Genomic DNA, 20,573 nt, shown 5'->3' with positions numbered 1-20,573 from the left:
CGAAATACATACCATGAAAGATAAACAACTACAGACCAAGCGTCAGACAAAGAAAGGCTTCCGCAAGCTTCATGCGAAAGTGACTTCGCCGCGGCGCCGCAAGCAACGTGTGAGTGCAGCTGGCAGCGCTGATATGTTAGATTCCGAGGTTCCAAATGCGAGCATTGGCCGCGCGCTTACAGTGATATTACTTTTGCATGTAGTTGCGATTGGAGCGATTTACTTAGGTATTCAATGGAATAAGGGGAGGACTGAAGTCTCGGTTACATCAGGGTCTCCAGCAGGGGAGAATGCAGCTGTGGATATCATGAATGTGAATGCGAATCTTGAAAGTGATATTGTTTTGGCGGGTGACACATATGAAGTGTTTGCAGCACGTCATGAAGTGGATGTGGCTGAGTTGCGCAGTGTGAATAACAATGCTACCATTCACGCTGGTAAGGTGCTTTATCTTCCACCGAATAAAATTAGAGCGGCTCAAGCAGTAGCATCTGCTGAGCTTGCGGTTTTAGATCGTCCACCATTGCCGACTTCTACCAATGTCGTCACTGTACAAACTCCATCTGAGCCGGTCTTGGTGAAGGCTCAAACTGAATCTGCAGCACCTAAGGCTGTGGTCGTGGAAGAGAGTAGTTCTAAGGCGAAAGCTGTGGTTGTGGCAGCAGGTTCTACTTATAAAGTACAGCCTGGTGACTCAGTTTGGAGAATTTCCAATAAATACAAAGTGAGCCAAGATGCTCTGATGCGGCTGAACGGAATGAGTAATCCTCGTGAGTTACGTTCAGGGATGACTTTGAAAATTCCTGCGAACTAACAAAGCTTTCTAACTTTTTTAAGAATAGTTAGATTTCTACATTCTTCAGGTCTAACTCCCATTGATAATAGAATATGGCATCCCCATCCATCGACCGTCGTAACGCCATCATGGTATGCATCCCAACAGCACTGTTAGTAGTGTTAGGTTTGGTGATGTTGGCGTCTACGAGTGTGTGGGTGGCTGAGGGTGTTGAATATTCGTTATTTTGGAAACAGGCATCGTTTTTAGGTGCGGGAGTGTTTGGGGCGATTTGCTTAGCGCGTACGGACTATCGTGTGTTTCGGCGATTTGCGGTCCCGCTATATTTCTTGGCGATTGGTCTACTGGTTTTATGTTATGTGCCAGGGGTCGGGAAAGAAGTGAATGGTGAGTCGCGTTGGATTCAGATAGCAGGAGTCACGTTTCAGCCATCGGAACCGGCAAAGATAGCTTTAATGATCGCACTGGCGAGTTGGTATGCGCACCGGCAAGCAGAGGTGAGGCATTTTAAGAATGGGTTTATTATTCCCGGTGCGATTTTGGGATTACTAATCGCGTTGATCTTTTTTGAGAAAGATATGGGAACGTCAGTAGGTCTTGCTGCAGCAGGGGCTGCGGTGATGTATGTGGCAGGCACACGGCTGTGGTGGCTTTTGACAGCTGGCGTGGGAGCTTTGGGCGCCTTGTCATTTTTGGTGTATCAGAGTCCGAACCGGATGGCGCGTATTATGGCGTTTCTGGATCCAGATAACCCTGAAGCGCAGCAGGGATTTTTCTTTCAGCAGTATCGAGGCTTATTGGCTTTGGGGAATGGTGGTGTTAAGGGAGTAGGAATTGGTAATGGTTTTGAGAAGCATGGGTATTTGCCATTTGCTCACACGGATTTTATTTTGCCGGTTCTCGGTGAAGAACTTGGTTTGTGGGGGACCTTACTTACGGTGTTTTGTTTCGTGATGTTAGCTGCTTATGGGATAGCGATTGCTGCCCGCTCGACTGACATTTTTGGTCGGCTGTTAGCAATTGGCCTGACCTGTTCGATCGTGTTGCCTGCGATGATGAATATCGGGGTGACGACTGCGGTGTTGCCCAATACGGGTTTGCCTCTTCCGTTTGTGAGTTATGGGGGAACCAACTTATTGTTCACTTTAGCAACGATCGGTTTGTTGATTAGCGTGCATCGCGCGACTTACACAGTTTCTCCGCGAGGTGAGAAGGTGCTGTTAGAAAAGAAGAATTCGATTCGTTTGTAAGAAAGAAAAAAGCCCTAACACCGGAGTGCTAGAGCTTTTGGAAAGATTGTTTTGTGTTGCGCGCTGGCTCTACTGGGCCGTAGGTGCTTTATCGAGATCGAAGGCGGCGTGTACGACACGGGCTGCGTCTTCGATGTCGGTTTCGTCGACGGTGACGGCGATTTTGATTTCGGAAGTGGTGATGATACCGATGTTGATGCCGGCTTCACCGAGTGCTTCGAACATTTTTGCTGCAACACCTGAGTGTGAGCGCATGCCGATACCAACACAGGAGAGTTTAGCAATACCTGCTTCTGTTTCAACGCCAGCGCTGTCACCGAGTTTCGCAAGGATTGGCTTGAGAGCAGCTTGCGCTCTGCCGAGGTCATTGCTGTGCATCGTGACGGAGTGGCGAGCGAGGCCATCGTGAGCGATGTTTGAGATGATCATGTCGATGTTAATCTCAGCGTCAGCGAGTGCGGTGAGAATGGATGCGGACATGCCTGGCTCGTCTGGGATGCCAGTGATGGTGAGGCGTGCTTGGGAGCGCTCTATGGAGACTCCGCGGATGACTACTGATTCCATGTTATCGTGTTCTTCGGTTACAATGGTTCCTGGATTATCGTTCAAGGATGAGCGGACCTCGAAGATCACGCCATATTTTTTTGCAAATTCTACTGAGCGGGACTGCATTACTTTAGTCCCAGAGGATGCCATCTCGAGCATTTCGTCGTAGGAAACTTCTGGCATCTTGCGCGCGTCTTTGACGACGCGCGGGTCGCAGGTGTAGACACCGTCGACGTCTGTAAGGATCTGACAGGTGTCAGCTTTAATTGCTGCGGCAACGGCGATAGCGGAGAGGTCTGAGCCTCCACGGCCGAGGGTGTGGATCATGCCGTCTTCACGGATGCCTTGGAAGCCAGCGCAGATGACGACTTTTCCCTCGGAGATGTATTGTTTCATCAAGGAGGGATCGATGGCTTCGATTTTTCCGCGTGTGTGTGAGCCGGTAGTAACTATGCCTGCTTGTCGGCCAGTGACGGAGACGGCGTCGACGCCGAGTTCGTGGAGTGCCATGACGACGAGGGCGATGGACTGTTGCTCTCCAGTTGAGAGGAGGACATCGAGTTCGCGTTCGGCTGGTTCACTGGTCAAGTCATTAGCCATGGCGATGAGCTTGTCGGTGACGCCGCCCATTGCGGAAACTACTGCGACTACTTGGTTTCCTTCGTCGCGGAGGCGTTTAATTCGGTTGGCTACATTGCGAATACGATCGAGTGAGCCTACAGAAGTGCCGCCATATTTTTGGACGATGAGAGCCATGATGTCTGAATAGTTTAGTGAAATATTAGGTCGCGATGGCGACTGTGAAGCAGTGCATTAGGGCAGTGAGCTATCCTTGTCTAGTCTAGAAATATTGAGGTTTGGAGATTCGGTGTTTTCTTAGCTCAATGTATGGAGGAATCCATGACAAATTAGCGTGATATTCGTGTAGCCAATAGTGGGCACAAATGTATCATTTGCGTACTTCATTCAATGTTCTTAGGAAGAGTGAATGGGGGATTAATTTACCTCGATAAAGAATAACATATGTCTAAGCAGCTATTTGGAACGGATGGGATACGTGGGAAAGCTAATCAATGGCCAATAACCCCTGAAGTAGCTATGCGAGTGGGGCGTGCGGTGGCACGTGTGATGCCTGCGAAATTGACTGGGAAGCACAAGGTGGTAGTAGGGAGAGATACTCGCCAATCTGGAGGGATGTTAGAGAGCGCGATTGTTGCTGGGCTTATCTCTGAAGGGGCAGAGGTTTTGCTCACAGGCCCGATACCAACACCAGCGGTAGCTTATTTGACTAAGTCTATGGACTGTGATGCAGGTATTATGCTGACAGCTTCTCACAATCCCTATCGAGACAACGGTATTAAAATTTTCGGTGCAGATGGTTTTAAGCTCGATGATGAGCTAGAGCTCGCGGTTGAGGAAGTGATCCTTGCTGAGAAATTACCTGATCCTGATGGTGAATTAGGAAAGGTGGTAGAGCTTGAAGATGCTTCGAATCAATATTGTGAATACGCAAAACTGAGTATCGGGAGGGAGAGTCTTGAAGGTTTGAAGGTGGTAATCGATTGTGCTCACGGCGCAGGGTTTCGGGTTGGCCCCGAGGTCTTGAAAGGATTGGGAGCTGAAGTGCTCGTGGTTGGGGATCAGCCTGATGGACTTAATATCAATGAAGGAGTTGGGGCGCTACACCCACAGTCCGCTGCGGAGCTAGTGAAGCTGAATGATGCCGATGTCGGGGTTTGTCTCGATGGTGATGCTGATCGCGTTATTTTTGTGAATGAGAATGGTGAGGTTGTTTCAGGGGATAAAATGATGTGCCTCTGTGCGAAAGCGCTGAAAAAGCAAGGAAAGCTTAAGAACGATACGCTTGTGGCGACAGTGATGAGTAACCTTGGAATGAAAGCAGCTCTCGAAGAAGTGGGGATTTCAGTTGAGACAACTGGGGTGGGTGATCGCTTAGTTATTGAGCGTATGCGCGAAGGCGGGTTTTCGCTCGGCGGTGAGAACTCTGGGCACATTATTTTTGCCGATAGTGCGACGACTGGTGACGGTATCATGAGTGCTCTTAAAGTTCTTCAGATGTTGAAGGATACAGGGATGCCTCTTTCGGAACTCGCTGATGGGATGTTTGAATTTCCTCAGGAGCTTAGTGCGATCGAGGTTGCAGAGAAGCCTGCCATTGATTCAGTGCCAGCACTCAAGCAGGTGATTGCTGAGCAAGAATCGGAATTAGGAAATGATGGACGGGTATTGGTGCGCTACTCCGGTACTGAGAACAAAATACGTGTATTGGTAGAAGCTAAGGATGCGACAATGGCGAAGGCTGCATCAGATGCTATTTGTGAAGTCGTGGAAGCGACTATTGGAACTCAAGCTGCTGTTTAGATGATGCAACGAGTAGAAGCTGCTGTGGCAGGGAATTGGTGGCCACTGGCTGAGGGAAGTGTTCCAGAATCGCAATTTGTGGCTGGACGTAGTCTTGCTGAATGGCAGGAGGAGCTTGCACCAGAGGGAACTATTATGCAGGCTAATGCTTGGGTGAGTTCGGAGGATTGGCAGAAATTGTTGGCAGCTGGTGAAGCTGCTGTTTTAGTCGATGGTGAAGGGCGTGAACTCGCGCGAATGGGTGAAAAAGCTGCTAAGAGTTTGCAGGCGGTGAGTTCCTTTTTACTGCTGCACCCGTGGGATTTGCTTAAGGTGAATGAGTCTCTGGTCGGTCAGCTTGATGAAAATGATTTTGTGGGTGAGGTGAGTCCAGCTGCATATATCGAAGGTGTGCTCCATGTGGGCGAAGGTACGCGCATTCTTCCTGGAGTTTTTATCGAAGGGAATGCGGTGATTGGCAAAAATTGTAAGATCGGTCCGAATTGCTATATCCGTGGAAATACAGCGATTGGCGATGGTGTTCACATTGGACAAGCTGTGGAAGTGAAGAATTCTATCGTCGGCCACGGGAGCTCAGTCGGGCATTTGAGTTACGTGGGTGACAGCGTGATTGGTTCGAAGGTTAATTTCGGTGCGGCCACGGTGACTTCGAATCTACGGCACGACGGAAAAAATCATCGCAGTATTGTCAGCGGTACGCTAGTGGATACTGGCAGGAGGAAATTAGGAACGATAGTTGGTGATAATGTGCATACGGGCATTCACACTGCGATTTATCCAGGCCGAAAATTAGGGCCAAATACAACGACACGTCCAAACGCGAGTGTTGAGAAAGATTTAACAGAAAACTAAAAATTATGTGTGGAATAGTAGCATACGCAGGCGTTCGCGCCGCAACCCCCATTCTACTACAGGGGCTGAGAAAGTTGGAATACCGTGGTTATGATTCAGCTGGGATAGCTGTTCATAGCGAGGATGGCATTAAGATTTACAAGCAAGAAGGCAAGGTCGCGAATCTTGTCGATAGCTTAGGTGATTACCAAGGTGACCCTAAGCATTCGGAATCTCATGTTGGGATCGCTCACACGCGTTGGGCAACTCATGGCCCACCAACTACTAAGAATGCGCACCCGCACCCGGCTGGAAATGGGCGTATCGCGCTTGTGCACAATGGGATTATTGAGAATTACCGTGGTCTTAAAGCGAAGCTTGAAGCAGAAGGTCGTGTTTTCCTTTCGGATACCGATTCCGAAGTATTAGCCCACTTGGTGGATTATCATTATGACGGAGATTTAGCATTGGCTTTGACCAAGGCTTTGAAAGAAGTCGACGGCACTTATGGTGTTGCGTGTATGAGTGAAGAGGAGCCGGGTAAGCTGGTGGTTGCTCGTCGTGGTTCACCTATTGTGATTGGTCTTGGTGATGGAGAAACGATTGTGGCTTCTGACGCCTCTGCGATTATTAGTCACACTCGTCAGGCTATCTACCTGGATGACAATGACATTGCGGTAATTCAAGGTGGTAAGGTCGATGTGAAGACTCTCGACGCCTCACCGGTTCAACGCGATATTGCTGATATTGACTGGTCTGCCGACGCTGCAGAAAAAGGTGGATATGAGCATTACATGCTGAAGGAAATTTTTGAACAACCAGAAGCGATTCGCAATGCGACGCGTGGTCGTATTGATGCTGATCAAGGGACTGCGGTTCTTTCTGGATTGGCGCTGAGTCCACGTGAGCTTGTGGATTTCCACCGACTATTGATTGTCGGTTGTGGCACTTCGCTAAATGCTGGTCTCGTTGGCGAGTATGCGGTGGAAGATTTTGCTGCAATGTTAGGAGAAGTCGAGCAAGCTGCTGAGTTCCGCTACCGCAACCCGATTGTAGGGAGTAAGGATCTTGTCGTTGCGATTTCTCAATCTGGTGAGACTGCCGATACTCTAGCTGCCGTGAGAGAAGCGATCAACAAGGGAGCAATGGTTGCAGGCCTTGTGAATGTGGTGGGTTCCACTATCGCGCGCGAAGCTGGTAGAGGTATTTATTTACATGCAGGACCTGAGATCAGTGTGGCTTCGACGAAGGCATTTACTTGTCAGGTTTCGGTGCTGCTCTCGATCGCCTTGAAGTTGGCGCGTGGTCGTCGTATGTCGCTCGAAGAAGGGCAGAGGATCGCTAATGAAATTTTGCGCGTTCCAGATTTGGTGCAGCAGGTGTTAGAGAAGAATGATGAAATTGCGAAGGTTGCTGAGAACTTTGTGAAGTTTGACAATATGTTCTACATCGGTCGCGGTTACATGTTCCCAGTGGCGCTGGAAGGCGCGCTGAAGATTAAGGAAATTTCCTACATCCACGCAGAGGCGTACAATGCCGCAGAACTGAAACATGGACCGATTGCACTTCTTGAAGAAAATATGCCTGTGGTGGCCTTGATGAATAAGGGGCCAGGCAAGGAGAAGACGGTAGGCAATGTCGAAGAATGCCGTGCGCGTAAGGCGCCAGTCTTAGGTGTGATTACTGAAGGTGATGATGAAGCGCGCGAGGCTTGCGATTGGGTGATTGAGATCCCTGAGTGTCCGCACTATACTGCTACGATTGTGGCCACGACTGCGCTTCAGTTGTTCTCTTATCACGTGGCAAGACTGAGAGGATGCCCTATTGATCAGCCACGGAATCTCGCCAAAAGCGTGACTGTGGAATAGGCTCGTCTGATCATTTTAGTTGAAAGGCTGCACTCATTCGGGTGTGGCCTTTTTTATTTTGTGCATTTAGGCGTCAATCGATGACAAGGGAGCATTAGCGGGATTTTTAAAAGTCGCTATGCTGCAGGCATGAATCGCAAGGGTTATATGGTGCTCTATGGTACGCAAACTGGGACGGCTGAAGATTTGGCTGTCGAACTACAGGAGGATATCCGAGAGCTTGGAATAGAGTGTGGATGTGAGAATGTATTTGACGTGGATGTTGCTCAGCTAGATTCGCTGGAGAAGGTTTTTGTGATCATCAGTACTTGGGGTGACGGCGATCCTCCAGATGATGCGGAAGATTTTTGTGAAGTGCTTTCGAAGGTGAATGAAAACCGACTGAAAGGTTTAGATTACGCGGTGTTTGCGCTTGGTGATAGTGGTTATGAGCTATTTTGCGAATGTGGGAAGCAGGTCGATAAGTATCTGAGTTTTGCGGGAGCTCACGCGTTAATGGATCGAGTCGATTGTGACATTGATATCGATGAACCATTCCGTGAGTGGAAAGAAAAATTGTTATCCATACTGAGGGAGTGCGTTTCTGTAGTCGAAGCGTAACTTCCGTGGACGTTGTTATTGTCCTGGTCCGACAATAATGTAGGTGAATGGCGGCTTCTGAGTTCTGATACGACTTGGGAGCCGCCTTTTTCTTTAGTGAGATGTGGGTACTAATACCAAATTGCACCGCCATTCGTCTCTTTTAAATCGCGAAGTGGTAAAAAAGCACGACCCACAAGGTAGTGGGTCGTGCTTCTAGGGAGTTTTAGGAGGTAATGGTTTACGCTTGGGAGACTGTGTATTCGTGATTGTGTTGGAGGATAGCATTCCAGTGTTGAAAGCTTTCCGAACCGGCTTGTTTGATTCTAAAAGTGGTTTCGCCAAAGGAATTATAAGCGGTCAGTTGGGTGGAGGTAGTGCCGTCGACGACTTCAAGTTGGACGCGGACGTTGTAAACCTCTGTGAGATTGATCGCTAGGTGGGCTGGAGTGCTGTCGCTTAAATGAGTAATACCATTGTGGGTGGTCATTGAAGTCGGTGAGATGTTGATCGTATGCGCGCATCCCTTGCTATTGAAACTGATGTCGAGTTCGCTGTGATTTTGGACAAAGTGAGAGCATAGCCAATAGAGCGGATGGATGGACGGGTTGTTACGAATTTTCTTTTTCTCCTTTTGGCAGCAGGGGCAGGAATTGTCGTGGTGTGTGATTTCTTGTAACGAAGCTGTGGCTGGGAGGACTTTGCTAACTCTACGGGTAAGGAGAGTGATGAGCTCGGCATGATCAGGAGATGCGTCGAAACTAAAACTGAGAGTGTCGTACATAAGTTCTAGACAAAGGCTCAGGTCTCGGTGGTTGTTGATTCCTGACTGGAGATAGCTGCGAGTGATATCAGCTGGGTTAAAGGTGACTCCAGACTCAGGGGCTGTGAGCAAATTCTCCATCACAATAAATTCCGGTTGAGAAAGTGTTTTGGAGAGTTTGAGGTGTGTATTTGATGACTGAAGTGCGACGTTCTGGAATTTATTGATAAAGTCGGTTAGCGAATTCTTATCGAGTGATAATAGCCAGAGGTCATCAGCTATACTGTTACAGATGGAAGTGCCGTTCATAGCAGATTATGCGCAGTATTGAAGGACTGCTTGTGGGTTGTGATTCGAATTGTAGAAGGTAGTTTCGAGGTGGTTTCCTCGGTGTTTTGTTTGGAGGTCGCTAATGTTTCCTGAATGTAGATGAAGGGTGTTTTCAGAGTTATCACTGAGTTGAAAGGTGCCTTCACTTTCTGTGAGTACAGAATTTTTTAGCCTTCTTTGTACAATTCCACCTTCGGTGTAGAGGGTGAGTTTTAGGAGATTGCCAGTGTGCTGCGATTCAAGTGCTCGCTCGAGGATGTGAGAGATTTTACGCCAGTGTGCACCTTGTCGGAACGAGGGGGAGGAGTGATTTACTGGTACTAATTCGTCGTCGCTGGTGAAGAGTTGGAGCAGGCAGTTGAGGCAGTCGTTTGGCTGGGTTTGGAGGAAGCGAAGCTGGTGGAAAACAGTGCTTTTTGTAGAGCTGAAGAGAAACGCATTTTCTACAGCGTGGTGGACTCTGCGCCGCTGTATCCATCCTTGTTTCCAGTTGAGAAAATTCCACTGGGTTGAGCCGTCGATACTCTGGCTGGAGTCTTCATGGGAAGAAATGATGTGGCGCGGGTATTGGCCAACTTCGGTGAGCGTGGCGAGCGTGTTACTGTGGCGTGTCTCAACGACTCCCAGCGAAGAGAGGCGATGGACAATTCTGGCCCAAGTAGGAGTAAGGACTGAGGTTTGCGAAGACATGTCTGCACTTCAGCAGGAAATGTCAAAGCTAGCTAACGCTGGCTTATCTTCGCTTAGTGGTTAAATGACCTAGGAACGTTTCGCCTTTGCTGCCGAGCGCTTGGCGAGCATTTTCTTTTTTTCCTTGGGAGACATTACACTACAGCCACAGCTTCCACAACAGGCAGAGTTTTTGAGTGATTTGTAGGCTTTCCACGCGATTGCAAGAATGGCGAGAGCTACAAGACTGAGTGCGATGGCTGTTTGAGACATATTAGGAGAAGCCTAATAAAGTACCGATTTGGAAAACTGCAAGTGCGGCGAGGTAGGCAAAGAGTGACATGCCGCCGAGTTGGGCGACTGCCCATTTCCAAGAGTTTGTTTCACGCGCAACCACCGCTGAGGTAGGGAGGCATTGGAGCGCGTAAATGAAGAAGACTAGTAGACTGAGCAGAGTCAGAGGGGTATAGACTTTTCTGCCATCAGGCCAAGTGGCGGCTGCGAGTCGGTCTTGGAGCAGAGTTTCAGCTTCGTCTTCCTCCTCGCTAATATGATAGGTCACCATGAGCGAGGAAACGAACACTTCACGGGCGGCGAAAGAGGTTATGACAGAGGTCGCTGTGCGCCAATCGTAACCAAGTGGTTTAAAAACGGGTTCCACTGCGTGACCGATTTGGCCCATGTAAGATTGTTCGAGAGCGAGCGCTGAATCTTCAGCTGCTGGTGAATCTTCGGCAGGTTTTGGGTAGGTTTGAAGTGCCCAGAGAATAATGCAGAGTGCCAGGATGATGGAGCCTGCACGCTTTACGAATGCCCACGCGCGGTCCCAAACGTGGCGTATGAGGTAGCCAACTTGCGGAAGTCGGTAAGGTGGAAGTTCGAGCATGAAATGGCTCGGTGTGGCGTCTTCTGAGAGACGACCTTTGAGAATGCGCGCTGCAGCGAGAGCTGTGACGATTCCAAGCACGTATACTGCGAGGAGGAAGAGTGCTTGTTGAATGCTACTCGCTTGCGGTAGCAACATAGCGATGAGTAAGAAGTAAACGGGGAGACGCGCTGAACATGACATCCATGGAGCGATTAAGATGGTGATGAGGCGTTCTTTGGCGCTATCGATAGTGCGGGCTGCCATCACTCCAGGAATCGCACAGGCGTGTGCTGATAAGAGTGGAAGAAAGGCTTTTCCTGAAAGGCCTACGAGATTCATCACGCGATCCATGAGGAATGCCGCGCGAGCCATGTAGCCGCTAGCTTCTAGAAGGGCGATGAAGAAAAAGAGCAGAACAATCTGTGGCAGGAACACTAAGGTGCCAGCGATACCACCGATGATTCCATCGACCATGAGTTCATTGAAGTCGCCTTCGGGGAGGGTTGCGCCGACCCAGTCACCGAGTGAGCCAAAGGCGCCTTCGATGGCGTCCATTGGATAAGCTGCCCAGGAGAAAATCGTCCAGAACACTGTCAGCATCACACCGATGAGTACGAACCAGCCGAGTACTGGATGCATTAGGACTTCGTCGAGTTTATCTGAAATAGTGAGCGTGCCATCGTCTTCGCGACGTGCGGCTTCACCACAAATGGTTTTAGCGAATTCGCTGCGTGCTTTTTGGCGCGTTTCTGTATCACCTGAGGTGTCCCATTTTGCTGCACCAGTAGCAGGGAATGGAAGACGGAGCGCTTGCTTGAGTTCGATGAGACCTTTTTTCTTATTCGCTTGAATCGGAACCACAGGAACTCCGAGTTCTTCGGAAAGAAGTGTTGGGTCGAGGTGAATGCCACGAGATTCAGCGAGGTCGACCATATTGAGTGCGACGACGACAGGTTTGCCGAGTTCGATGACCTCCATAGCAAGGAGCAGATGGCGCTCTAGTGCGGATGCATCCACTACGCAGACGGTGATGTCAGGAGTTTGTTCACCGTCTTGATCACCTAGTAAAACATTACGCGTGACTTCTTCGTCAGGCGAGCTGGGAGAGAGTGAGAAGCAGCCAGGAAGGTCGATGATTTCTACTTTTGTCCCGTGAGGGGAACGGAATGAGCCTGATTTTCGCGAGACTGTAACTCCAGAGTAATTTCCTACCTTTTGGTTTTCGCCGGTGAGCGCATTAAAAAGAGTAGTTTTGCCAGCATTTGGGTTACCAACGAGTGCAACGAGGTGTTGCTCAGACGAAGTAGACATAATTTAACAATTCTGTTTAGACAGGACAGACAAGAATTTGATCGGCGAGTTTCTTATTCAACGCCATTTTAGTACCACAAACGGAGCAAAGTAAGTTGTGACCGTGACTCAGTTTTTTAACTTCCATCGATTCGCAGAATCCCATGCTGCGTAAGCGATCACAGGCAGATCCTTGGAGTGAATCGATACGAACCGAACAGCCCACACTCGCCTGAGATAGTGTCATTGCACTGTCAGTTTTGAGGTCGGTAGCTCGGCGGAAGAGTTTCATTACAGGACAAGAAATACTGTAGTTGAGATTCGTTTGCAATAAGTATTTTATGTTCGGTGGAAAGAAAAAGCAGGCGCGTTGTTGATCCCCTATTTTTGATGGGAACTTGACGAATGCGAAGAGTTCTAACAGCTTGTGAGAGTATGAAAATGTTTCTAACGAGCTGTGTTGTGAGTGGCATGTTGTCGAATACCACTGTTCGGAATTGAGCGGGTAGCTATTTCCAAAAAAAACGCCCTGCAGATTGTATAAACCTGCAGGGCATCTTACCTACGTGTTACCTAATGTAAATGTGTATTAGAGGGCGTCGCCTTTAGGACCTTTTTTACCACGTGGACCTTTTTTGCCGTGTGGTGGTAATTTCTCACCAGCGTCTTTTGCTGCTTTTCGTTCTTCCTTGCTGAGTTCGCCATCACCGTCGGCATCGTACTTTGAAAGAAGTTCTTCACGACGTTCTTTCATAGCGGCTTTCATGGCTTCTTTTTCGGTTTCGGAGAGTTCTCCGTCTCCGTCAGTGTCGAATTTTTCAAGAATGCGCTCGCGGTGATCTTCACAGCCTTTGCCTTTTTTGCACTCACCCTCAGCTAGAGCGATTGCTGGAATGGAAAGTGAAGCGAGAGCGAGAATGAGTGTTTTTGTTTTCATATTGGTTTTCATGATATTCACTGAAAGAAACCAAAGATGCTGTGAGAAGTTGCAGTAAAACTTAAATTAATATATTTAAGTCGTTTTATTTTAAGTTGTTGAAGGTTTTTTTTGTGGGCGTGAAAATGCTCCACTGAAAAATCTTCAGTGGAGCATGGTTTTTGCGAAATGTGTGTGGATGCTATGAATTACTCGTCGCCACCGCGTGGTCCTTTTCTACCTCTAGGAGGCCCAGGAAGATCTTCACCTGCTTCTCTTGCGACTTGGCGTTCATCTCTAGAGAGTTTTCCGTCGCCGTCGGTGTCGTATTGAGCAATGATAAGATCTTTAGCAGCTTGCTTTTCGTCTTCGCTGAGCTCGCCGTCACCATCAGTGTCGTATTTAGCAATGAATGCTTCTTTACGCTCTTTCATGGCAGCTTTAGCAGCTTCGCGCTCTTCTTCGCTGAGTTCACCATCGCCATCAGCATCAAATTTCTCGAGGATATGTTCGCGAATCTTTTCGCAGTGCTTCCCTTTTTTACCGTGATCTTTAGCAAAGGAGAGAGATGGAAGTGAGAGAGCTGCGATTGCTAGAATGAGTGTATTTGTTTTGGTGTTGGTTTTCATAATATTCAAAAATAGAAACCTTGATCGGGGCAGAAAGTTGCAGGTAAATTTTCTTTTTTTAATCGTTTAAGTATTTATGTGTTAGTTAGATGTGTCTTTTTTCGCGTGAACAAAAATGCCTCGCTGGAAGATCTCCAGTGAGGCATTGTTTTAGTTGGATGATAGTGTGTGCTATGAATTACTCATCACCGCCGCGTGGTCCTTTTTTACCACCTTTTTTGCCCTTGCCACCATGTGGTGGGATTTTTTCACCAGCAGCTTTAGCGGCTTCACGCTCTGTTTCGTCGAGCTTGCCGTCGCCATTAGCGTCATATTTGCTGAGGAGTTCTTCACGGTGTGCTTTTCCTGCAGCTTTGGCTGCTTCTCTCTCTGTTTCGTCGAGCTTGCCATCGCCGTCAGTATCGAATTTTTCAAGCATCTTTGCGCGGTGGTCGCCGCCTTTGCCTTTTTTCTCACCATCGCCTTCAGCGAGAGCGATTGCTGGAATAGAGAGGGCTGCGATGCCAAGGATGAGTGCTTTTGTTTTCATAATGATTTTTTTGGGTTGTACGAGAGAAACCACTCAGTCTGGAGAGAGTTGCGAAAAAGTTTTTCTTTTATGAAAAAATAAAGCGAGAGTTGTGGACTCTCGCTTTAAGGAAGTTGTTTTAGTATTAGTTTATTTTACGCATTGTAGCCGAGCCATGGGCCGAGCCAGCGTTCGGCTTTTTCACGGCTCCACCCTTTGCGTTCTGCGTAGTCTTTAATCTGGTCTTCTTGGAGTTCGCTGATGGCGAAGTAGTGGGACTCAGGATGAGAGAAGAGTAGCCCGGAGACAGCGGCTCCTGGGTGCATGGCGCAGGATTCAGTGAGTTCTACACCGGTGCTTTCTTCGGCACTGAGTAGGTCGAAAAGTGGTGGCTTTTCGGTGTGATCGGGCTGAGATGGATAGCCGGGTGCGGGGCGGATGCCACGGTAGATTTCTTTGATTAGTTCGTTGTGGTTGAACTCGTTCGGGCGCTCGTAGCCCCATGCTACTCGCGCACGGTGGTGGAGGAGTTCCGCGAAGGCTTCAGCGAGGCGATCGGCGATGGCTTTGATCATGATCCCTTTGTATGGATCATGTTCGTCAGTCTCGACTTTTTTGGCCCATTCGTCAGCTCCGTGAATACCGACCACAAAGCCGCCGATAAAGTCATTTCCTTCTGGTGCTACGTAGTCGCTGAGGGCGTAGTGTGGTTTGTCAGAAGTTTTTTCGATTTGTTGTCGGAGAGTGTGGAAGGAGGTCGCTTTTTCGGTGCGAGTTTCATCGGTCCAGACGTTGATGTCGTCTCCATTAGAGTTGGCTGGGAAGAAGCCGTAGACGCCGCGGGCGGTGAAGCGCTTATGCTCGATAATGTCTTCGAGGATTTCTAAGGCATCGGCGTAGAGTTCTTGCGCTTGTTTTGCGCCTTCTTCGTTTTTAGTTTTGAGCGTTTTAGTTTCGCGGTCCCAGACTCCTCGGATTTCCCAGGCGTGGAAGAAGGGTGTCCAGTCGATGTATTCGGAGAGTTCACGCAGTGATTGGTTATCCATTACGCGGGTGCCGGTGAATTCGGGTTGGGCTGGTTGGTAATTGTCCCAATCGAATTTAGGTTTATTAGCGCGTGCTTTTTCGAGGTCGATGGTTGGTTTCGACTTCTTGTTGAAGTTGTCGCGCAGTTTTTGGTGACGCTCTTCATTTTCGGCTACGAATTTGTCGTGGCCATCTTTAGAAAGAAGTGTGGTGGTTACTGGAACCGAGCGGGAAGCATCGAGCACGTGCACGATAGGGCCTGAGTAGTGTGGGGCAATCTTGACGGCGGTGTGTGCAGCAGAAGTGGTAGCGCCACCAACGAGTACTGGTAGTTTGATGCCACGGCGCTCCATCTCCTTTGCCACATGAATCATTTCATCTAGAGATGGGGTGATGAGCCCGGAGAGGCCGATGACATCGCAGCCTTTTTCTAGGGCTGTATCGAGGATCTTGTCGCAGGGGACCATGACGCCCATGTCGATGACTTCGAAGCCATTACATGCGAGTACGACGCCGACGATGTTTTTGCCAATGTCGTGAACGTCTCCTTTGACTGTCGCCATGACGACGCGGCCAGCGGTGGCTTCTTTTTCTGCTTTGATCTGAGCTTGGTCTTCAGAGAGAGATGGGTCTGCTGCGATGAGCTCTTGGATACGGCCAGCGAGTTTCTCGGCTTTTTCTGCCTCCATGAAGGGTTCAAGGTAGGCGACAGATTTTTTCATCACACGTGCGGATTTCACCACCTGCGGGAGGAACATTTTACCGGCTCCGAAGAGGTCTCCAACGACGGACATACCGTCCATGAGTGGGCCTTCGATGACCTTGAGTGGAACGGAATACTTTGCGAGTGCTTCCTCGGTGTCTTCGGTGATGAAGGTGTCGATACCTTTAAGGAGGGCGTATTCGAGACGTTTTTCGATCGGCTCCTTGCGCCATGCGAGGTCTTCGGCTTTGGACTCTTTTTTGACGCCTTTGAATTGCTCGGCGAAGTCGAGAAGGCGTTCGGTAGCGTCTGGGTCTGAATTGAGAAGAACGTCTTCGACGTGTTTGAGCATTTTCGGCTCAATCTCATCGTAGACTTCGAGCATACCTGCATTTACGATCCCCATGTCCATGCCAGCTTTTCCTGCATGGTAGAGGAAGGCGGCGTGCATGGCTTCGCGGACTGGGTTGTTCCCGCGGAAGGAGAAGGAAATGTTTGAAACGCCGCCAGAAACTTTGGCGCCGGGGAGGTTGTCTTTGATCCACTTCGTGGCTTTAAAGAAATCGACCGCGTAGTTGTTGTGCTCGTCGATTCCGGTAGCAACGGTGAGGATGTTTGGGTCGAAAATGATGTCTTGCGGGTTGAAGCCAACTTCGTCGACGAGTACGCGATAGGCGCGTTCGCAGATGCGGATTTTTTCTTCGTAGGTGGCCGCTTGGCCGTTTTCGTCGAAGGCCATGACAACTGCTGCTGCACCAAATTTCATGATGGTGCGAGCGTGTTGCTTAAAGACTTCTTCGCCTTCCTTGAGGGAGATTGAATTGACGATTCCCTTGCCTTGGAGGCATTTGAGACCAGCTTGGATGATTTCCCATTTGGAGGAATCAACAGTGATAGGGACCTTAGTGATGTCTGGTTCCGACTGTACGAGGTTGAGGAAGCGGGTCATCATGTCGACACCGTCGATGAGACCGTCATCGAAACAGATATCAATGACAGGGGCTCCATTGTCGACCTGTTGGCGGGCGACTGCGAGGGCATCTTCGAGTTTGCCTTCTTGGATAAGTTTGCGGAATTTTGGAGAGCCTGCGACGTTAGTGCGCTCACCAATCATGAGGAAGTTTTTATCCTTTGTATGGTTGTATGGTTCGGTGCCAGAGAGGCGGAGTAGAGGTTCTATCTCGGGTAGCTCACGAGGCTTTACACCTTTAATAGCTTCGGCAATTTGGGCGATGTGCTCGGGTGTGTTACCGCAACAACCACCTGCGAGGTTGATGAATCCTGAGCGAGCAAAGTTGCCTAAGCGATCGTACATATCGCGTGGGCCGAGTGGGAAGCCAGTTTCGGAGAGTGCATCTGGCATGCCTGCATTTGGGTAACAGGAAACGAAAGTTTCGCAGACTTTGCTGAGTTCGCCGACGAATTCACGCATTTGGTCTGGTCCGAGGGAACAGTTGAGGCCAACGGCGAGCGGTTTTACGTGCGCCACGGCGTTCCAAAGTGCTTCCACTTTTTGCGCGGAAATCATGGTTTCGCCACCGAGGCCGACAGCGGCAGAGATGATGATTGGAAGATGGATGTCGCGCTCTTCGAAGACGTCTTGGATGGCGACGAGAGCACATTTTGAGTTGAGCGCGTCAAAGATCGTTTCAACCATCAGAATGTCGACACCGCCTTCAATGAGCGCGAGGACTTGACGTTTGTAGTCCTCGTAGACTTGGTCGAAAGTGACGACGCGGAAGCCTGGATCGTCTGGGTCGACTGCTGAGTTATTTAGACCGACAGTCATTGGGCCGATGGCTCCGGCTGCGTAGCGTTTGACGCCAGTTTTTTCGTAGACTTCGTCACAAGCTTGACGGGCGAGCTTGGCGGATTCGACATTTATTTCCCATGCGAGCTCTTTGAGGAATGGGTCGTCGAGGACCTTTTGGTAGAATTCTGGATCCTTGCGACCCTCGCCTGACTCTCGCGGATCTTCTACGAAAAATTCCGACTGGGCGATTGAGGTGCCTGAGAAGGAATTGGTTTCGATGATGTCAGAGCCGGCTTCGAGGAAGCGTTTGTGGATATCGAGAATGACATCTGGGCGGGTGAGGCTGAGTAGGTCACCGTTGTTGAGAATGTCTTTATCGATGTCCTTGAAGCGTTCGCCTCGGGCGTCTTGTTCGGTGAGTCCATATCCACGGATGGTGGTTCCCATAGCTCCATCGAGCATGAGGATACGTTCTTTAAGAGCAGCGGTGAGTTCTGCGGTTGCGTCAGGTCTGGCCATGAGATGTGTGTGAAGTTGGAAGTGTGAAGTGAGAAGTTAAGTCACTCGCTTCGCGAACTTTGGGTGTGTGGGAGGGGCTTAAAGTCCTAGGATGGCTTTTGCAACGAAGAAGTAAATCACCATGCCTGAGACGTCGACGATAGTGGTGATGGCTGGGGCGGCGATAACGGCGGGGTCAATTTTCGCAGCGCGAGCTCCGAGAGGGAGGAGGGAGCCTACAAGTGTAGAGGATGTGATTTGGATGGCTAGCGCGACAGCGACAGCGATTGCAAATTTGGTGAAACCAATTTCCGCAGGCATGTCATGGTAGAACATGGGGACGAAGGTGATGGTGATGATCGCCATTCCGGTTCCTAGCAGAGCGCCAAGCATTAAGCCTAGGCGCAGTTCTTTCCATGCGACGCGGATGATGGAGTCTTGGTCAAGTTCACCGAGAGCCATTGCGCGAATCACCATAGTAGATGCTTGGCCACCAGTGTTACCACCTGCAGCGACAACCATGGGGAGGAAAAGGGAGAGAATGAAGAGTGAGTTTAGAACGTCTTCAAATTTAATCATCACAATACCAGAGGCGATCGCTAGAATCGCAAGTCCGAAAAGCCAAGGGAATCGGCGACGGAAGTGGATCATTGTAGGGGTGTTGAGGTAGGTTTCCTCAGAGCCTTCGCCTGAGAAACCCGCCATTTTTTCCATATCCTCGGTCGATTCTTCTTCCAAGATTTCCACGACATCATCGTGGGTGATGATCCCGAGGAGGCGGTGTTGTTCGTTAACTACAGGGAGTACGAAGAGGTCGTACTTAGACACCATTTGTGCAGCTTCTTCCTGATCGGCGGAGGCTAGAATAAAGCGCTTAACCGGACGCATGAAGTCGGAGATGATGGTTTCAGGTAAATTGAAGGCGAGATCGCGGAAACGTACATAGCCGCAGAGTTTGTCTTTGGCATCGATGACGTAGACACGAGCAAAGGACTCGGTTTCTTCACTTTCTTTGCGGAGGCTTTCGAGTGCTTGTTGGACAGTCATTTCGCCGTGAATGCTGGCGAAATGGGTGGTCATGCGGCCACCGGCAGTGCTCTCGTCGTATTTGAGGAGGGACTTGGTAACTTCGATGTCGTCGGGTTCAACGAGTTCTAGAAGTCTTTCGCGGGCGTCGTCAGAAACGTCTTGGAGAATGTCGACTCGGTCATCATCGGAAATTTGATCGAGGATCTCACGTTGTTCAGCGGGCTCGAGACGTTCGATGGTTTCTTCGATGAGTGTGTCGGGGAGATCTGCCAGAACTTCCGCGAACTGCTCCATGTCGATATTAGAGGTGAAGAAATCACGTTCTTCCTCAGTGAGGCTTTCGTAGATTTCGGCGAGGTCAGCGTAGTGCATCGTCTCTGCACAGAGGAGGAATTGCTCTGCATTACGTTCATCGATCGCGGCCAACATGTGGCGTGTTTCTTTGCTCTCCTCGCTCATGGGGCTGAGACTAATTCGTGGCGATTAGAATGAAAGGGTGAAAAACAGAAGATTTCGCCTTGTTAGGGATCTTGACGCTAAGCGTTTGAAGGATAGTGTCGGGACTATGTCCCAGAAAGGAATGTCAGCTTATCAACCCGAAAGAGAAGAGGTGCAGCCGCCTGAGCTGCCGTTAAATCGTTCAAAAATTCCTAAAGTGCTGGGAATTATTCATTTGTGTTTTGGCGGGCTGGCAATTCTCTCAACGGGGATTGGGGTGTTTCAGAACAAGAAAATGTCCGACGAGCTCGCTGTGCAGTTTACGGCGATCAGTGGTGAGGGCATAAGCATCCCTGCGGAACTCATCGAGAAATTACGCGTTATCGATTTTCCGGTCCAGATGGCTGGGTATATAGATTTAGCGATCAGTGTGTTGTTGATAGCGGCAGGGATTGGCCTGTTGAAGTATTTTAAGTGGGGAAGAGTTGCTACAAACGTTTATGCGGTAGGGAGTTTACTAGCGAAATGTTTGAGTGTGTATATTTGGTGTGTATTGGCGACACCGTTCTTTGAGGGCTTTATTGAAGCGAACTCAGATTTTGGCATAATAGGTGTGAGTGGGTTTAGAGGAGTGATGTTAGCTTCGCTGTTTTTTTCCAGTGTTTACCCCCTAGTTTGTTTATTCTTAGTGAATAAAAAGACGGTGCAGCGAAGCTTGGAGTAGCGGAGGTGATCGAGAATTTAAAAAGGGTGAAAAAAGATCTTGCCAAAGTGGGAGGGATGCGTACTTTCTCGCCCGCACCAGCAAATAAATGGTGGCTGTAGCTCAGTTGGTAGAGCCCCGGATTGTGATTCCGGTTGTCGCGGGTTCAAGTCCCGTCAGTCACCCCATTTTGCTATC

General features: G+C 49.4%; 18 protein-coding genes and 1 tRNA gene. 8 read left to right on the top strand and 11 right to left on the bottom strand.

The window, feature by feature from the left end:
- Positions 1-13: 13 nt before the first annotated feature.
- The gene (locus ACFPK9_RS06265) at positions 14-814 is read left to right on the top strand and encodes a LysM peptidoglycan-binding domain-containing protein (protein ID WP_377093972.1); all 801 of its coding nucleotides are present in this window, start codon (positions 14-16) and stop codon (positions 812-814) included.
- Between the two features lie 74 nt (positions 815-888).
- A complete protein-coding gene (locus ACFPK9_RS06260) occupies positions 889-2,046 on the top strand; it encodes an FtsW/RodA/SpoVE family cell cycle protein (protein WP_377093971.1) in 1,158 nt (385 codons plus the stop codon).
- A gap of 69 nt (positions 2,047-2,115) precedes the next feature.
- On the opposite strand, the gene ACFPK9_RS06255 is transcribed toward ACFPK9_RS06260, so the two are convergent.
- On the bottom strand, positions 2,116-3,348 hold the full coding sequence (locus tag ACFPK9_RS06255; RefSeq protein WP_377093970.1) for an aspartate kinase: 1,233 nt from the start codon (positions 3,346-3,348) through the stop codon (positions 2,116-2,118).
- Between the two features lie 267 nt (positions 3,349-3,615).
- Here ACFPK9_RS06255 and glmM point away from each other — a divergent pair, with 267 nt between their 5' ends.
- The 4 genes from glmM to ACFPK9_RS06235 all read left to right on the top strand — a co-directional run bounded on the left by glmM (position 3,616) and on the right by ACFPK9_RS06235 (position 8,273).
- A complete protein-coding gene (gene glmM / locus ACFPK9_RS06250; RefSeq protein ID WP_377093969.1) occupies positions 3,616-4,974 on the top strand; it encodes a phosphoglucosamine mutase in 1,359 nt (452 codons plus the stop codon).
- Positions 4,975-5,826, top strand: a complete 852-nt coding sequence (locus ACFPK9_RS06245; RefSeq protein WP_377093968.1) for a hypothetical protein — start codon at positions 4,975-4,977, stop codon at positions 5,824-5,826.
- Between the two features lie 5 nt (positions 5,827-5,831).
- Positions 5,832-7,673 carry a glutamine--fructose-6-phosphate transaminase (isomerizing) gene (glmS, locus tag ACFPK9_RS06240; protein ID WP_377093967.1) on the top strand — a complete coding sequence of 614 codons (1,842 nt, stop codon included), beginning with the start codon at positions 5,832-5,834 and terminating at the stop codon, positions 7,671-7,673.
- Positions 7,674-7,802: 129 nt separating this feature from the next.
- Positions 7,803-8,273: a flavodoxin domain-containing protein gene (locus ACFPK9_RS06235; protein ID WP_377093966.1), complete on the top strand. Its 471-nt coding sequence runs from the start codon at positions 7,803-7,805 to the stop codon at positions 8,271-8,273.
- A gap of 220 nt (positions 8,274-8,493) precedes the next feature.
- On the opposite strand, the gene ACFPK9_RS06230 is transcribed toward ACFPK9_RS06235, so the two are convergent.
- The 10 genes from ACFPK9_RS06230 to mgtE form a co-directional block, all read right to left on the bottom strand.
- The gene (locus tag ACFPK9_RS06230) at positions 8,494-9,324 is read right to left on the bottom strand and encodes a hypothetical protein (protein WP_377093965.1); all 831 of its coding nucleotides are present in this window, start codon (positions 9,322-9,324) and stop codon (positions 8,494-8,496) included.
- A gap of 6 nt (positions 9,325-9,330) precedes the next feature.
- On the bottom strand, positions 9,331-10,035 hold the full coding sequence (locus tag ACFPK9_RS06225; RefSeq protein ID WP_377093964.1) for a hypothetical protein: 705 nt from the start codon (positions 10,033-10,035) through the stop codon (positions 9,331-9,333).
- 69 nt (positions 10,036-10,104) lie between these two features.
- Entirely contained in the window at positions 10,105-10,287 is a 183-nt protein-coding gene (locus ACFPK9_RS06220) for a FeoB-associated Cys-rich membrane protein (RefSeq protein ID WP_377093963.1), read from the bottom strand.
- Between the two features lies 1 nt (position 10,288).
- Positions 10,289-12,193, bottom strand: a complete 1,905-nt coding sequence (gene feoB / locus ACFPK9_RS06215) for a ferrous iron transport protein B (RefSeq protein ID WP_377093962.1) — start codon at positions 12,191-12,193, stop codon at positions 10,289-10,291.
- A 16-nt stretch (positions 12,194-12,209) separates the two neighbouring features.
- Positions 12,210-12,503: a FeoA family protein gene (locus ACFPK9_RS06210; RefSeq protein WP_377093961.1), complete on the bottom strand. Its 294-nt coding sequence runs from the start codon at positions 12,501-12,503 to the stop codon at positions 12,210-12,212.
- A gap of 258 nt (positions 12,504-12,761) precedes the next feature.
- Entirely contained in the window at positions 12,762-13,109 is a 348-nt protein-coding gene (locus ACFPK9_RS06205; protein ID WP_377093960.1) for an EF-hand domain-containing protein, read from the bottom strand.
- A gap of 188 nt (positions 13,110-13,297) precedes the next feature.
- Entirely contained in the window at positions 13,298-13,717 is a 420-nt protein-coding gene (locus ACFPK9_RS06200) for an EF-hand domain-containing protein (RefSeq protein ID WP_377093959.1), read from the bottom strand.
- A gap of 178 nt (positions 13,718-13,895) precedes the next feature.
- Complete coding sequence (locus tag ACFPK9_RS06195; protein WP_377093958.1) at positions 13,896-14,246, bottom strand: hypothetical protein; 351 nt, start codon at positions 14,244-14,246, stop codon at positions 13,896-13,898.
- Positions 14,247-14,380: 134 nt separating this feature from the next.
- Positions 14,381-18,226: a methionine synthase gene (gene metH, locus ACFPK9_RS06190; RefSeq protein WP_377093957.1), complete on the bottom strand. Its 3,846-nt coding sequence runs from the start codon at positions 18,224-18,226 to the stop codon at positions 14,381-14,383.
- A gap of 78 nt (positions 18,227-18,304) precedes the next feature.
- A complete protein-coding gene (gene mgtE, locus ACFPK9_RS06185) occupies positions 18,305-19,693 on the bottom strand; it encodes a magnesium transporter (protein WP_377093956.1) in 1,389 nt (462 codons plus the stop codon).
- 106 nt (positions 19,694-19,799) lie between these two features.
- Here mgtE and ACFPK9_RS06180 point away from each other — a divergent pair, with 106 nt between their 5' ends.
- Complete coding sequence (locus ACFPK9_RS06180; protein ID WP_377093955.1) at positions 19,800-20,396, top strand: hypothetical protein; 597 nt, start codon at positions 19,800-19,802, stop codon at positions 20,394-20,396.
- Between the two features lie 91 nt (positions 20,397-20,487).
- A tRNA-His gene (locus tag ACFPK9_RS06175) sits at positions 20,488-20,563 on the top strand.
- Positions 20,564-20,573 lie beyond the last annotated feature (10 nt).

Origin of the sequence: Rubritalea spongiae, from assembly GCF_042652385.1 — a bacterium.
Taxonomy (GTDB): Bacteria; Verrucomicrobiota; Verrucomicrobiia; order Verrucomicrobiales; family Akkermansiaceae; genus Rubritalea; species Rubritalea spongiae.
This window is presented reverse-complemented; position numbering and strand designations above follow the sequence as displayed.